At 69.9% G+C, this 14,448-nt stretch carries 7 protein-coding genes and 6 pseudogenes; 6 read left to right on the top strand and 7 right to left on the bottom strand.

From position 1 onward, the window contains the following. Positions 1–20: 20 nt before the first annotated feature. Positions 21–878 (top strand): annotated as a pseudogene (locus OHA89_RS38885) (bifunctional class I SAM-dependent methyltransferase/NUDIX hydrolase); the annotation flags it as partial. Positions 879–893: 15 nt separating this feature from the next. Here the strand turns inward: OHA89_RS38885 and OHA89_RS38880 are convergent. After that, positions 894–1,126, bottom strand: a pseudogene (locus tag OHA89_RS38880) (IS5/IS1182 family transposase); the annotation flags it as partial. Positions 1,127–1,305: 179 nt separating this feature from the next. After that, positions 1,306–1,722: a hypothetical protein gene (locus tag OHA89_RS38875; protein ID WP_406368268.1), complete on the bottom strand. Its 417-nt coding sequence runs from the start codon at positions 1,720–1,722 to the stop codon at positions 1,306–1,308. Positions 1,723–1,840: 118 nt separating this feature from the next. On the opposite strand from OHA89_RS38875, the pseudogene OHA89_RS38870 reads away from it, so the two are divergent. Beyond that, a pseudogene (locus tag OHA89_RS38870) lies at positions 1,841–2,910 on the top strand (transposase); the annotation flags it as partial. A gap of 49 nt (positions 2,911–2,959) precedes the next feature. Here OHA89_RS38870 and OHA89_RS38865 read toward each other — a convergent pair. The 5 genes and pseudogenes from OHA89_RS38865 to OHA89_RS38845 all read right to left on the bottom strand — a co-directional run. Next, positions 2,960–3,466 carry a hypothetical protein gene (locus OHA89_RS38865; RefSeq protein ID WP_406368266.1) on the bottom strand — a complete coding sequence of 169 codons (507 nt, stop codon included), beginning with the start codon at positions 3,464–3,466 and terminating at the stop codon, positions 2,960–2,962. A gap of 50 nt (positions 3,467–3,516) precedes the next feature. Next, a complete protein-coding gene (locus OHA89_RS38860; RefSeq protein ID WP_406368264.1) occupies positions 3,517–3,840 on the bottom strand; it encodes a hypothetical protein in 324 nt (107 codons plus the stop codon). Positions 3,841–4,421: 581 nt separating this feature from the next. Continuing rightward, positions 4,422–8,042 (bottom strand): hypothetical protein, encoded by a 3,621-nt coding sequence (locus OHA89_RS38855; protein ID WP_406368262.1) that lies wholly within the window; start codon positions 8,040–8,042, stop codon positions 4,422–4,424. Positions 8,043–8,548: 506 nt separating this feature from the next. Continuing rightward, the gene (locus OHA89_RS38850) at positions 8,549–8,911 is read right to left on the bottom strand and encodes a CU044_2847 family protein (RefSeq protein WP_406368260.1); all 363 of its coding nucleotides are present in this window, start codon (positions 8,909–8,911) and stop codon (positions 8,549–8,551) included. Between the two features lie 211 nt (positions 8,912–9,122). Beyond that, positions 9,123–9,431: pseudogene (locus OHA89_RS38845) on the bottom strand (transposase); the annotation flags it as partial. Positions 9,432–9,655: 224 nt separating this feature from the next. On the opposite strand from OHA89_RS38845, the pseudogene OHA89_RS38840 reads away from it, so the two are divergent. The 4 genes and pseudogenes from OHA89_RS38840 to OHA89_RS38825 all read left to right on the top strand — a co-directional run. Further along, positions 9,656–9,961, top strand: a pseudogene (locus OHA89_RS38840) (transposase); the annotation flags it as partial. Then, positions 9,959–10,063 (top strand): annotated as a pseudogene (locus OHA89_RS38835) (NADP oxidoreductase); the annotation flags it as partial. The pseudogenes OHA89_RS38840 and OHA89_RS38835, both read left to right, overlap by 3 nt. A 93-nt stretch (positions 10,064–10,156) precedes the next feature. Then, a complete protein-coding gene (locus tag OHA89_RS38830; protein ID WP_257559166.1) occupies positions 10,157–10,630 on the top strand; it encodes a hypothetical protein in 474 nt (157 codons plus the stop codon). 2 nt (positions 10,631–10,632) lie between these two features. Further along, the gene (locus tag OHA89_RS38825) at positions 10,633–14,433 is read left to right on the top strand and encodes an ATP-binding protein (protein ID WP_266616946.1); all 3,801 of its coding nucleotides are present in this window, start codon (positions 10,633–10,635) and stop codon (positions 14,431–14,433) included. The last annotated feature ends 15 nt before the right edge of the window (positions 14,434–14,448 follow it).

The following is a 14,448-nucleotide window of genomic DNA, read 5'->3' as shown; positions in this document are numbered from 1 at the left end:
CCCCCATCCTGCTGGAGGACATGTTGATGGACATCGAGAAGCAGACCGCCGGAGTGTGGACCACCTACGGGGCGCACCAGCTCACCGCCCGCCCGGACCTGCCGGAAATCGAGCGGTGGGACTGGGGCGTCACCAACACCGGGCCCGACATCGAGAGCCTCGGGGACGTGGAAGGGCTCCGCATTCTCGACCTCGGCAGCGGAGTAGGCCGGCACGCCGCCCGCCTGGCCGCCCTGGGTGCCGACGTCACCGGTGTGGACGCCTCCCCCACCCAGCACGAGCGCGCCGTCACCCGCTACCCGAACACTCCCGGGCTCCGCTTCGTGTGCGCCGACGCCGTCGCCCACCTGAAGGACACAACCCCGTACGACCTCATCTACTCCATCAACGGGCTGCCGTTCCTGGACCCCAACCGGCTCCTGCCCGCGCTGGCCAACGCCTTCAAACCCGGTGGGCGCCTCCTGTTCTCGGCACTGCACACCAACTCCGCCGGCGCCGGACCCTCCACGGCCGCCACCCCACGCCCGGAAATCCTTCGACTGCCCGGCACTGACCAGACCCACCCCGTCCACATGTGGGTCCTGACCACCCAGCTGTGGGAGGACCTCCTGGTCGAGTACGGCCTCACCCTGGAGAAGGCCACGGCCATCGACGAGCCGCAGCCGGACAACCAGGCCTCCTACCGGCTGTACGAGGTCAGGCGTCCGCAGTGGGTGCCGAGCCGCCAGCGCACCAGTACTCCACCGCCTCCACGCGCGTTCGTGGGGGTCGGCGTGATCATCCACGGGCCGGATGGTGTCCTGCTGGGCCAACACCGTCGTGGAACTTTCGAATTGCCGGGTGGATCGGTTGAACCCGGCGAGACCTTCGCCGAGGCCGCAGTACGCGAACTCCACGAGGAGGCCGGCATCGTGGCCGATGCCGCCACCGTCGGCGATCATCGTCGTGCCCGCCGCTTTCGCGGGCAGGCCGGACTCTCGCCAGACGTGGGCGCCGGCCTGTTGCCCGGTGCCGGCCGGGCGCTCGCGATAACCAGGCGGGTGTCAGCGTCGATGATGACCTGCACGTTCGGCGAGAACCGGTAGTTGCGGGACGAGACGCCGACGGTTCGGTCGCGGACCGGAATCGGGTTCCGTCCAAAGGTGCTCAGACACATCCCGAGTTCGACCGGTGCGCGGTGGTCGTGTGGGCGATCTGGGGATGGGGCCGGCTGGCATGACCGTCAAGCGCTGAGCCGCACATGACATGCGAGTGCCTGAGTTTGCGAGTTGTGCGGGATCCCGGCGAAGTGTGGCGGACTGGGGGTTATCGGCGAGCGTCGAGGCGGTGCTGCAAAGAACCATCCGGGCCGAAGACGTCCATCAGATAGCCGTGTTCCAGCGACAGCCTCTCTTTGCGCTCCAGGTATCTGGTTATCGAGACCTTGAGGTCATCGAACGGCTTAGCGTCTTCGTCGGAGCTGTGCGTCCACACGGTCAGCAGAGGGACCCCGTCCGGACCGGAACTCCACTGGATGCCGTACACGTCACTCGTCCCGCCGGAGCGGCGGTAGCGGTCGGCCAGCTGAACCGCGGCATCCGGGGCCACGGTAGTCGTGGCCGTGGGGCCGGGGGTGGCAGAGGGACGGCGGTCTGGGCTCGGGGTGCTGTCGACGGTACATCCGGACAGCAGGGTGGCGCATCCGAGGCAGGTCAGGGCCATCAGGCGGGCTAAATGGTTCATCCTGCCATTCTCACCAGCTTGCGAACGAACGACTAGCTCTCGGCGCCAAGCCTTCCGACCTTCCGCGTCAGCGTCCTTCTGCACGGCAACCTGGCTCCCGAACCCGGGGCGGGAGGGTGGCCGGGGCAAGAACGAGCACCGGATGATCCCAGGCTGGCCATACTCGATCGTCGCGGCACTGGAGGTGGGCCGCACCTCCTGGACCGCATGGCTGGATGCGGTCCGGCTGGAGCCGGGTGCCGACGTCGCGGCGGTCACCGCCGTCCAGGTCCGCGAGGTCGTCGAGCGCCTGGTCGCCGCCGGGCAGTGGAAACCAGGCGACCTGGAGATCCTCCTGGTCCTGGACGCCGGTTACGACGTCCAGCGACTGTCGTTCCTGCTGGCGGACCTACCGGTCGAGTTGCTGGGCAGGCTGCGGTCGGACCGGGTGATGCGCCGGCCCACACCACTGAGGATCTACGACCCGAAGGGCGGGCGGCCGCCCAAGCACGGGGGCGAGTTCGTCTTCGGCCAGCCGGACACCTGGGGCGAGCCCGACGTCCGGACGGTCACGGAGACGGAGCGGTACGGCACTGCGGTGGCCACCGCCTTCGACCGGCTCCACCCAAGACTGACCCGCCGCGCGGCCTGGCTCACCCACCGGGACGAGCTGCCGATCATCGAGGGAACCGTGATCCGGCTCAAGGTCGACGGTCTGCCCAACGGCGCGGACCCCAAGCCGGTCTGGCTGTGGTGGTCGGGCACCGGTGCGGCCGAGGGCGATGTCGACCGGCCCTGGCACGCGTTCTTGCGCAGATTCGATCTTGAGCACACCTTCAGAATGATCAAGCAGACCCTCGGTTGGACTCGTCCGAAGCTCCGCGATCCCGAGGCCTCCGACCGCTGGACCTGGCTCGTCATCGCCGCTCACACCCAGCTCCGGCTCGTCCGCAGCTTGGTCACAGACCTCCGCCGCCCCTGGGAACGGCCGGCTCTGCCGAACAAGCTCACCCCGCCCGGGTGAGACGGGGGTTCAGGAACCTCCGCATGAAGTGCCCCCTGCCAGCCCGTGCGCCCAAACCCACCAAGCCGGGCCCCGGGCGCCCACCCGGCGTGAAAAACCGACGCCGGGCCACCGTTGAGGACGTCGGCCGGGTCCTCAAAACCGGCGAAGCATACGCTCGCACAAGCCATCACAAGAAGGGCACCAAGAGCCCAGACGCGTCACGGGATACGCGACAAGCGCAGTGTTCCTGGATCAGGCGCGGAGCAGTGAGGCGTGGATGCGGGCGATGGCCCGCAGCACCTCGTCGCGGTTCTTGGCTTGCTGCATCCATGCGGGCAGGCGGGCCACCACGGTCATCTTCCGGCCGTGGTCGTGCCAGGGAATCCCTTCACGTAGCGGCGCCTGCACGAATCGCCTGATCAGGTCCAGGTGTTCCAGGTTGTAGGCCCATACCCACCCATGACGGGTCTCGGTCTGCAGCCACAGGGGGACGCCGAAGTGCGGGTCTGTGGCTGGCTCGTGCCGGTCCCGGTGCAAGGCCACACCTCCACGGCTCCATTCCTTCGCCGTCCCGCAGCTCCGGCAGACGAGACGCCTTCGAGCGAAGAGACCCTGGTCGTGCACTCCGGCCAGGTCTGGTGCTGTCCCGACGTGCGCGACCTTCTCGCAGCCGGGACAGCGCATGAGGACAGACACGAGGAAGTCGTACTTCGTGCTGCGCGGGTCCCGGAAACGATGGTGTGTGGAGCTCGGACTCATGAGACCAGTATGCGAGCCAAGCACCGAGGGCTCCCACGGGATAAATCTATCTAAGTCGGAGGTGGAATGGTCATGTACGTGACACATACCCATTCACCGGCCCTCAACGCCCACCTGAAGCACCCTTCCTCTTCGGGCGGCGGCCCCGGGTTACGACCGGAGGACCGGTCAGCGTACTTGGTGACAATCTCACCGTCCCGAACAGTCGACATCCCGACCTGGCGATCAAGGTCAACCCCCATGACGTCAACCACCCCACCAATATAATCAATGGAGTAGTTTTTTGCGACATCCGGATACTTTTCGAACACTGCCTGGATGTCATTAAAAAAGGCAGTGTCGTGAGTCGGTCCGATCTTCGGCTTCGCCTTCATGGATACTCCAGGACGCCGGTGCTTGCCTGACCCCGCACGAGGCGCAGAACGCCTACTGACCAGTCACTCCACCATGATGCCCATTTGATTGCTACCGCCACTGGAGTGGACCGGGAAAGGCCGTCGCCCAATCGCATCCACTTGGAAACGGCCCCGGATGCGGCCCCATGCGATGCATCACGGCAAGAAGGTGGAAGGTCAGGCTGATCGGCGATACGGCAGGAGAGAAAAAGGCGATGTCATGCCGATCCACAGGTCTTGACTATGCCTCCCCCGCGCAGGAACTCGAAGATGCCGCCTACGCTCGTCGCGCGGCCGAGGGCTTGAGTCCGCCCGGGAGCCCTGCGCACGTCGACCGGGCGGACCGCCTTGTCTCCCGCTCACCACGCGACAGCAGAAGAGGGCCCGTGGCCGACTCCGGCATCCTGCCTGTCATCGAGGGCGTGCACCTTCCGGGCCCCGACGCCGAGGTCCGTGTGCCGACGTGCCCGGAGGCATCGTGACCTCGACCGGGCGTGAACCGGATGCGGATCCCGTCGTGGCGCAGCGACCTCACCAAAGAGCCATCAGACACTGCCTAGTCAACGGGACCTGCGTTGCAGGGGCACACAACTCAGGACTGCCACTTCGTGGCCGAAACCGACAACCACGGTGGCGTCAGTGGTGACGGCTACAGCCAGCACGGATGCAGGGCAGTGCAATGTGGTCAGGCAGGAGCCGGTGGTCAGGTCCCACACCCGCACCGACCTGTCATCACTTCCGGTGACGGCATATGGACGGCCCTCCAACTCCACCACGGCCACCGTCCGTACCCCGTCGCTGTGGCCGGTCAGCTCCCGGGGCTGGGCCCCAGTGGTCACGTCCCATACCCGCACAGACCCGTCGTCGCTTGCGATGACGGCGTGCGGGCGGCCCTCCAACTCCACCACCTCCACCGCCCACACCCTGCCGTTGCGGCCGATCAGTTCGTAAGTCTGGGTGCCGGTGGTCACGTCCCATACCCGCACAGACCCGTCGGAGCTGCCGGTGACGGCGTGCGGGCGGCCCTCCAACTCCATCACCGCCACCGCATGTACTGAGCCTGTGTGGCCGGTCAGATGGCGGGGCTGAGCGGTGGTGGCCAGGTCCCACACCCGCAGATACCCGTTGTAACTGCCTGTGACGACATATGGTCGGCCTCCCAGCTTTACCACCGCCAGCGCGCTCACTCCGGGGCGGCGGGTCAGGTGGCGGGTCTGGGTGCCGGTGGTCAGGTCCCACACCCGCACAGACCCGTCGTCGCCGCCGGTGACGGCGTGCGGGCGGCCCTCCAACTCCACCACCTCCACCGCCCGCACCGGGGCTGTGTGGCCGGTCAGTTCGTAGGTCAGAGTGTCGGTGGTCAGGTCCCACACCCGCACAGATCGGTCGCCGCTGCCGGTGACGGCGTACGGGCGGCCCTGCACCTCCGCCACCGCCACCGCGCTCACCCAGTTGGTGTGGCCGGTTAGTTCGTAGGTCTGGATGTCGGTGGTCAGGTCCCACACCCGTACGGGCCGTTCGCCACTGCCGGTGGCGCCGTACGGGCGGTCGCCGCTGCCGGTGACGGCGTGCGGGCGGCCTCCCAGCTCCACCACCGCCACCGCGCTCACTCCGTCGGTGTGGCCGGCCAGTTCGTAAGTCTGGGTGCCGGTGGTCAGGTCCCACACGCGCACCGACTTGTCGTAGCTGCCGGTGACGGCGTGCGGGCGGCCTCCCAGCTCCACCACCGCCACCGCGCTCACCCAGTCGGTGTGGCCGGTCAGGTGACAGGTTTGGGCACCGGTGGTCAGGTCCAACACGCGCACCGACTTGTCGTAGCTGCCGGTGACAGCGTGTGGGCGGCCTCCCAGCTCCACCACCGCCACCGCATGCACTCTGTCGGTGTGGCCAGTCTGGTGGCGGGTTTGGGTGCCGCTCGTCAGGTCCCACACCCGCACCGACCTGTCGGCATTTCCGGTGACGGCGTGCGGGCGGCCCTCCAACTGCGTCACCTCCACGGCGTTCACCTGGCCTGCGCCGATCAGCTCGCGGGCAGGACCTCGGATAGCCAAGTCCCACACCCACACCGACCCATCGCTGCCCCTGCAGAAGATCGCGTGTGGGCGGCCCTCCAACTTCACCATCGCCACCGCGCTCACCCAGCTGGTGTGAGACGGCTTCTGACCGGTCAGGTGGTGGGTTTGGGTGCCGCTGGTCAGGTCCCAGACCCGCACCGCCCCGTCGCTGCCGCCGGTGATGGCGTGTGGGCGGCCTTCCAGCTCCGCCACCGACACTGCATGCACTGAGCCGGTGTGGCCGGTGAGCTCGCGGATTTGGGTGCCGGTGGTCAGGTCCCACACCCGCACCGCCCCGTCGCTGCCGCCGGTGATGGCGTGTGGGCGGCCTTCCAGCTCCGCCACCGACACTGCACGCACACCGCCGGTGTGGCCGGTGAGCGTGCGGACGAGCGCCGTCGACACCTGACTGTTTGTCGCCCAGCGCACCTGCCAGTCGGAGTCGCCGGGCAGCTGTGTCTGCAGCGGTGCGTTGCGGAAGCGTGCCGCGTCCAGGGCTAGGAACTGGCGGCGGGCTGCGGATGGAAGCGCACGGTGGAGGTCCCAGGACGTCCGGTACACCGAGGTGTTGCGCCGGGCTTGCTCGGAGAGAGCATGGTGCAGGTGTGGCGTGAGGCCGCGCGGGGTGGCGTGGACGAGGTACTCGGCATCCGCAGCCAAGAGGGCATCGAGCCGTCCTGCGGTGGCCGCGTGAGCGGCCAGGTGATCACGTATGTAGGAGTCGGCGGCGGCCCAGTCGCGCTGCCCGTCGCATCCAGGAACAGCGTCAATGAGCGCGGCCGTAATAGCCGCCTCGGGGTCGTGATGGACATGTTCGCACTCTTCCCGCAGGTGCTGGTCGAGGGCGTCGTGGTAGAGCCGATACGTGTGCGGTCCTGAGTGCTCGTTGACCCTCTCTACGAGGTAGTGCGCTGCGCTTTCAAAGATTGTCTTCAGATCGTTAGCCGTATGGCTGACGCCGAAGCCCAGTGCGTCCGCGATGCGCAGCCAGGTGTCGCCGCGGGGCAGGCCGTCGCCACGCGCGTAGGCCAAAGCGGTGAGCAGGCGCCGAACGGTTTCAGCGTCGGTACCACAGGTATCGAGGTAGGCATCCATTACCTGGCCGACGGTCTCGGGAAGTTCTTCCTCCCAAGCGATGCCGGCCGGGCCGGGCCCCGGCGCACTGCGGCGGGACAGCCAGATGGTCGTGAGTTGAGCAATCAGGAAGTTGTAGCGGGTCTTTCGCGCCACGGCCTCGCCGATAGCCGCCAGTTGGTCCGGCGCGTACGTGCGATACGGCCCTGAGTCCGCCTGTTCACTGGTTAGGCGGCGCACGACATAGTCAGCGATGTCAGGACGGTGCAGGTACTGGGTATTCTCCAGGTCGATGCGGGGGGCGCTGCGGCCGAAGTTGTTCAGGATCCGGGCACGGCTGGTCCCCGCGGGCGCGGTGCGTACTGCCGCCAGTACCCGGGCTCGGCCGGTGTTGGCCAACTGCCGCAGCAAAGTCGAGATCTTCCGAGCCTCGTCGAGACTGGCGGCCTCCTCCACCGCGTCCGCCATCACACAGAACCGCTCCCCACGCGGTAACTCGCCCACTGCAGCCAACAGTTCCTCAGGATCGCTCGCGGCGACACCGAGGACACCAGCAAGCCGCGCCGTCACCTCCCCACAGGTACGCCCTCTCAAGTGGAGCGCCACGTCGAAGGCACCCGTCGGCGGGCGGGGACCAGAGGTGGGCACGGTCGGGGCCAGCAGCGGGTCGGCCGAGACCAGTGAGTGCGCCAGGAGCGCCGATTTGCCGCTACCCGGGCCACCGGTCACCAGCAGAATTGGGTGCTCGGCGAGGTCCCGTTCCTCCAACCAGGCGCTGATGACGCGGCGGGCCTCGGTACGGCCCGTGAAGAACCACTCGCTGGTATCGGAATCGATCTCGGAACCGCGTGCTCGGGGGCGCCAGTGCGTGCGGTAGCTGGCGTCCAGGTCCAGTCGCCATCCGCAGTTACGCCGGACCTCGGGCCAGAGCGTCCGCAGGTAGGACATGGGCAGCATGTGTCCCGTGCGGGTGCGGGGATCGTCGCGCATTACGACGATCCCGACGACGGCCTCCCTGCTGTGGTCGAAGACGGGCGCGCCGGAGAAGCCCACCTCGATTGCCCAGCCTGCCGGACTTTCTGTGTCGAGCTGTACCCACGGTCCCTCCCGTCCACTGGCCCCTCGCAGTACGCCGGTTGCGTGCCGCGCCGTTGGATCGCCATGTGGGAAGCCGTGGACGGAGAATCGGTGACCGCTCAGCTTGGGGGGACAGGCCAGTGGAGCCGGGGTGCAGCCAACGGGCGACTCCAGTTCCAGCAGTGCGACGTCACCGGAGCCATCCGCTGCGATCGGCACGCACCCCACGACAGCGCCCCGCATGCGCTTACCCACAGTTCCAAGCTCACCAGCGAAGGGGAACTCGACCTCTTGGGCAATCGCCGCCAGGTCGAGGCCAGACGCTGAAAGCGGCCGCCCAAGCTGCTGCTCTAGGACGTGGGCGCACGTCAGTACGTGTCGGGGCCCGATTAGTACACCGGCTCCCGCGACACTCTGACCGTTCGGGTGTGGAAATCGGACCAGCCACGGCGGACGTTCCGCAAGCTGGCTTGCCAAGCCCGTCATGGGGCCGAGCCCAGGTCCCCCGTCGCCCCGGCCATGTTCCGCCACACCACCTTGACGTTCAGATGCGCATTCGTTCCTGCCGACACCAATGTCGCACCGAACTTTCCGTCGACCGCCACCCCGAAGGTCAACTCCACCTCCTCAGGCGACGGGTCGATCCCGCGCAGCTGGGCCAAGGCTCCCTCAGCGGCGGACCGAACGCCCGCCAGGGCGTCCTGCCACGTGTCCGATGCTGCCCGGGCGATACGGTTTCCGACGCCAGCCCGGACCAGTCCGTTGCCGCCGGTGTCACTCGCCTCGTCAGGGACCTCAACGTAGACGCGTCCGTTCTGACCGACCGCGAACTCCACTACCGTCACGCGCGCGCACCTCCGTAGACGAGTTTCCCATCTTGCCACCTATTTAGTGGAGTTGTGGAGTCAGACAGGTTGAAGAGCCCAACGGGGCTATCTGCGCTTGAAGCTGCCGCGCCCTGACCCGCTTCAAGATCGACCTGCTCAGTGGCGGCGATACCTGGCCGGCACCGACTACCAGCTGTCCTCGGGCAACGAGACGCCCTAAGACCGTGTCCTATGTGGTGAGGCGGACGAGTCGCTTGTAGCAGCACAGGGCTGCCGCGAGGCCGAGAAAGGCCAGGTAGTTGCGGGGATGGCGTTCGTAGCGGTGGTTGAGTCGGCGGTAGCCGGTCAGCCAGGACATGGTCCGCTCGATCACCCACCTGCGTCGCCCAAGTCGCTCTGATGACTCGATGCCTTTGCGGGCGATACGGACGCCGATCCGCTTGCCGCGTAGCCATTTCCGCAGTTCAGGTATGTCGTAGGCCTTGTCGGCATGGAGGCGCTGGGGTTTGAAGTAGCGGCCGCGGTGCGGGTCGTGTCTCCTTACGTTGTTCCTGGGCTGATTCCGGTCACTCGTAGGATCGGAAGGCCCAGGGATGCTGGGTATGGCTGCGTGTCTCCAGCCCGGTGGTGGCTTCAAACGATTGGCCGCCTGGCATCCGGCGACGACTCGACCACTCATTGGGATGCGCGCGACAAGATCGCTTGGTAAGGACACGTTGGCGAAGTCGTCTGTTGGGACAAACGCACGCAACGACTTCGGAGGTGGCCGTGCCCGAGCTGTGGGCCGGTACAGACGCGGGCAAGGCCGAGCATCACTGCGTGGTGATCGGCATCGACGGCAGGCGGAAGCTGTCGAGGCGGGTGGCCAATGACGAGACCGCCCTGCTCAACCTCATCGGTGACGTCCTCGCACTGAGCGAAGGCGCGCCAGTGACCTGGGCGATCGATCTCAACGCCGGCGGCGCCGCGCTGTTGATCACGCTGCTGGCCGACCACGGGCAGCAGGTCTTATACATACCGGGCCGCACCGTCCACCATGCCGCCGGCTCCTACCGGGGCGAAGGAAAGCAGCCCGACACCCCCGTCTACGGGCTCCGGGAGGGCGTCGACGGGGTCACCAAGGCCCTGGCCGAGGCCTCCCCGGAACGCCCCGCGGCCTTCCGCGGCTGAGGACGGACGCCCTCCGCGCGGGCTAACCTGGTTCCGGGCAAGGGGAGTTCGGCATCCCGAGGACTGCCCGCGGCATCGGACTCAGGAGGACGGATGTTGGCCGAGTCACTGACGGCACTCGCCGGCGCGGGTGCCACCGCGCTGATCGGAGCCATGGCCACCGACCTGTGGCAAGGGGCCCGCGGCGGGGTCGTCCGACTCTTCGGGCGCGGCGGCGAGGCCCGCGGGGCAGCCATCGGGGCGCAGCTCGACGAGGACGCCGTTCTCGTCGGCCGCGCCGAACCGGCCGGCGCGGACGAGATCCGGGCGGAGCTGCTGCCCGTATGGCGTCGGCGACTGCTCCTGCTGCTGGAGGAACACCCGGACTCCGAAAGCGAGTTGCGCGAGCTGGTCGCCCGCGTGCAGAGCGGCCGGCCGGCCGAGCGGCAGGTCTGGACGCAGTCGAACACCGCACGCGACCACGGCACCCTCTTCGCCGTGCAGGGTGGCAACCTCCACTACCACCAGGCGGCCGAAGGGCAGGTGCCACCGCCCGCCGACGAGGACGGCGCGGACGGGACCGGCTGATCGTGGACCTCCCTGACGAGGTCCACCAGGAAGTCCGCGCCGTCGCCGGCTTCGCCTACGGCGCGGTCGGCGCCGACATCCACGTCTTCGGCGACGGCACCCCCGTCTACCTGCTGTACGCGCGCGACACGCACGGCGCCGCGGACACCTTGCGGCGTGACTCGGCCTGGCTGCGCGCCCAGCCCAGCCGCATGCTCGACGCCCGCAGCGAGATCGTGGAGTTCACCGGCCGCGAAGCGGAGCTGGCCCGGCTGCGGGAGTGGCGCGAGCTGCCCGCCCGATCGGCCGTACGCTGGCTGCACGGGCCCGGCGGCGCGGGCAAGTCCCGGCTCGCCGCCCGCTTCGCCGCCGAATGCGCCGACGCCGGCTGGCTCGTCGTGGACGCCGTACACGGCACGGACACCTACCCGCCCGCCCAGGGCAGCCAGGACCTGCGCACCGACCACCGCGCCGGGGTGCTCCTGCTCGTCGACTACGCCGACCGCTGGCCGGACGCTCACCTCAGGTGGCTGTTCCACAACGGGTTACTCCTCGGCGAACTGCCCGCGCGGATCCTCCTCATCGCCCGGTCGGTGCGGCCCTGGCCCGCGCTGCGGGCGCAGCTGAGCCGTCAGCGGCGCGCGACCGACCTCTCCGACCAGCCGCTGGACCCGCTCTCCGGTCAACTGGGCGAACGCGGCAGGATGTTCGAGGCCGCCCGCCGCAGCTTCGCGGCCCACTACCCGGACCCGGCCGCCCTCGACGACCTGCGCCCGCCGTACGAGGACCTCGCCCGCCCCGACTTCGGGCTCACCCTCGCCGTCCACATGGCGGCGCTCACCGCCGTCGACGCCCGGGCCGGCGGCCGGGAACCGCCCGCCGGCCTCGCCGGCATGACCGCGTACCTCCTCGACCGCGAACACGAGAACTGGCGCCGGCCGTCCGAGCACGACACGGACGACACCGGCGGCGCGAGCACCGCGGGCCCCGAGGACGACGACCGCCGCGCCCTCGACCTCGCGCGCACCGTCTTCACCGCCGTCCTCACCGGCCCGATGCGACGCGACGCCGCCCGCCCGCTCCTGGACCGGCTCCTGCTGCGCACCCCGGCCGACCGGGTCCTGACCGCACACGCCGTCCACTACCCGCCCACCGACCCGGCGGCCGCCCACGTACTCGAACCCCTGCTCCCCGACCGGCTCGCCGAGGACTACCTGGCCCTCACCCTCCCCGGCAGCCCCGTCACCGGCTACCCGACCGATCTGTGGTCCGTGACCGCGACCACCCGCATCCTCCGGCGCGACGGAGGGGCCGCGCCCGCCTGGACGCCCCGCGCCCTCACCTTCCTCATCGCCGCGGCCGAACGCTGGCCGCACATCGGTCCCACCGTCCTCTTCCCGCTGCTGCGCCGCGACCCCGCCCTCGCCGTCCGGGGCGGCGGCGCCGTACTGACCTCGATCGCCACCCTCGACTCCGTGGACCTCGACGTCCTGGAGGCCATCGAGCCCCTGCTGCCCCAGGGAGACGTACGGGTGGAGGGCGGAGCCGGGGAACTGGCCCTCCGGCTCGCCACCCACCGCCTCGAAGGCGCTGCGGACCGCACGGAACGGGCCCGCCTCTCCGGGGAGCTGGCATCCGCCCACCTCAGGACGGGCCGCCGGAGCGAGGCGCTCGCGCACATGGAGGAGGCTGTACGCCTCGCGAGGGAGGCCGCCGAGGAGGATCCGGCGCACCGGTCCTCATACGCGGACGCCCTCCTCAACCTCGGCGGCCGCTTCCTCCACGAGATCGCCGCCGAGCGCCGGATCCACCTCCTCCAGGAGGCGATCGGGCTGATGCGGGAGAACGGCGACGCCCCGGCCGTCCTGGGCGCCCTTGCCCAGGCCCACACCCGGCTGGCCCTCGCGCTCTGGGAGGCCCGGGCCGGGGAGCGGGCCGAGGAGTCCGTGCGGGAGGCGGAACGCCTCTTCGGGGAGGTGCTGGACCGCGACCCCCTCCTGTGGTGGTCCATGTCCTCGGACGTCAACCGCCTGGAGATGGTGAACGGCTTCCTGCTGGCCAAATCCGGACACCCGCAGGAGGCGGCCGAGGGCGCCGGGGCGGTGGTGGCGTACGTGCGCCAGATGGCGGACCTCGATCCCGCCCGGTACGGGGACGACCTGGCCGGCAGCCTGGGCATCCAGAGCCTGCACCTGTGGAGCGCGGGGCGGTACGCCGAAGCGGTCGACGCCCTCCTGGAGGCGCTCCACCTCTACCGCCAGCTTCGCGAGGTCGGCCCCCACTACCGGGATGTCCTCGTCGACCGGCTCGACGACGCGGCCGCCAGGCTCATCTCGCTCGGGCGGCACACGGAGGCCGTCGCGATCGTCGAGGAGAGCCTCGCCCTGCACCGGGAGCGGCTCGCCCTCGATCCGGACACCGCGGGGACCGCCGAAACGGAACGCGGTGCCATCGGCCGCGCACTGGTCTACTTACGCGAGCGGCGCGCCGCCGACCGCCTGCCCTGGAGCACGCCCGCGGAGATGGACGAGGCCGCCGAGCAGCTCGTACGGGCCGCCGACCCCGCGGGGCTGTGGGACCTCATGCGCGCGGTCCCCGTCACCGACGCGATCCGGATCGCCCACCGCCACCCGGCCGAGCACTGGGCCCCGACCGAGGACGGCCCCGGCCGCCGGCTGGCCGCCCGGCTGACCTCGCGGCGCCACCGGCCGCAGGCCGCCGAGCGCGTCGCCAGGTCAGCCGCCGCGCGGGCGGTGTGGCGCCTGCCCCACCGCGACGGGCCCGTGGCACCGGACCGGGTCTCCTTCGCCCCCGGGGCGCCGGTCATGACCTGGGAGACCTACCGCCCGAGCAGGGGGCGACCGCGCGACGAGCACACCACCCGCATCGACGTGTACGACCTCGCCTCCCGCTCCCGCCTCTGGTCCGCCGACCACCTCCGGGTGGGCACCGACGCCGTGACCTGCCTCGGGCCCGACGCGGTCCTCGCGCTGCGGACGGACCTCTGGTTCGCTCCCGAACTCGTCCTGTACCGGCCGGGCCGGGCGGAAGTCCTGGCAAGCGGCCCGGACCTCGTGGGGGCCCGGACCTTCGCCACCGCCCGAGGGTTCGTCGTACTCCTGCGGAGCGAGCCCGCGGCCCTGGTCGGCGCGGTGGGTCGGCCGTTGGAGCGGATCGACCTGCGGGACCTGGGCCTGGAGCGCTGCACCGTCCACGCCGTCGACCCCTCCGGGCACCGGCTGCTGCTGGCAGGTGACCGCCGCGTGATCCTCACCGACGAGGGTCTGGAGCCGCTGTCCGCCCGCGGCTGGTGGGGTGTGCCCGAGCAGCACGGCACGGTACGGGCCGCCGCCTTCCTCTCACCCGACGAGTTCGTGACCGCCGCCTCGACCGGCGGTCTCTACCTCTTCCAACAGGAGTCCGACCAGACCATGGTGACCGCCTGGAACACGTCCGGACGCAGCCTCGAGCACCTGTTCGCGGTCCCTGGGTGGCGCGTCGTCGGAGGGCGGGCCCGGGGCGACGAGACGACGTACTTCAGCGACTCCGTGGGCCTCGCCCCGGGCCCGGAGCCGCGCCCGCTCGCCGGGCCGTCCCGCCGCGCCCCGCGCCTCGTGACCGCCCCGCCCGGCGGCCGCCACGTGCTCCACGGCTCGGCCGTGCACGACCTCGGCGACCCGCTCTCCTTCGCCGGACGGCCGCCCGCCTCGCTGACCGCGGCCGACAGGGCGGCCCTGAACGCCTACCTCGACAGCGGGCGGGCACCCTACGCCGCGATCCGGGAACTGCTGGAGCTCGTACGGGACCTCGGGTCTCCCTTGTGACCGCCACCGACCGAG

The organism is Streptomyces sp. NBC_01546 (genome assembly GCF_045208355.1).
Lineage (GTDB): Bacteria > Actinomycetota > Actinomycetes > Streptomycetales > Streptomycetaceae > Streptomyces.
This window is presented reverse-complemented; position numbering and strand designations above follow the sequence as displayed.

Excerpts from the sequence above, each read along its gene's own strand:
- OHA89_RS38875 (WP_406368268.1), bottom strand. The coding sequence starts at position 1,722 with ATGAACCATTTAGCCCGCCTGATGGCCCTGACCTGCCTCGGATGCGCC.
- OHA89_RS38865 (WP_406368266.1), bottom strand. The coding sequence starts at position 3,466 with ATGAGTCCGAGCTCCACACACCATCGTTTCCGGGACCCGCGCAGCACG.
- OHA89_RS38860 (WP_406368264.1), bottom strand. The coding sequence starts at position 3,840 with ATGAAGGCGAAGCCGAAGATCGGACCGACTCACGACACTGCCTTTTTT.
- OHA89_RS38830 (WP_257559166.1), top strand. The coding sequence starts at position 10,157 with ATGTTGGCCGAGTCACTGACGGCACTCGCCGGCGCGGGTGCCACCGCG.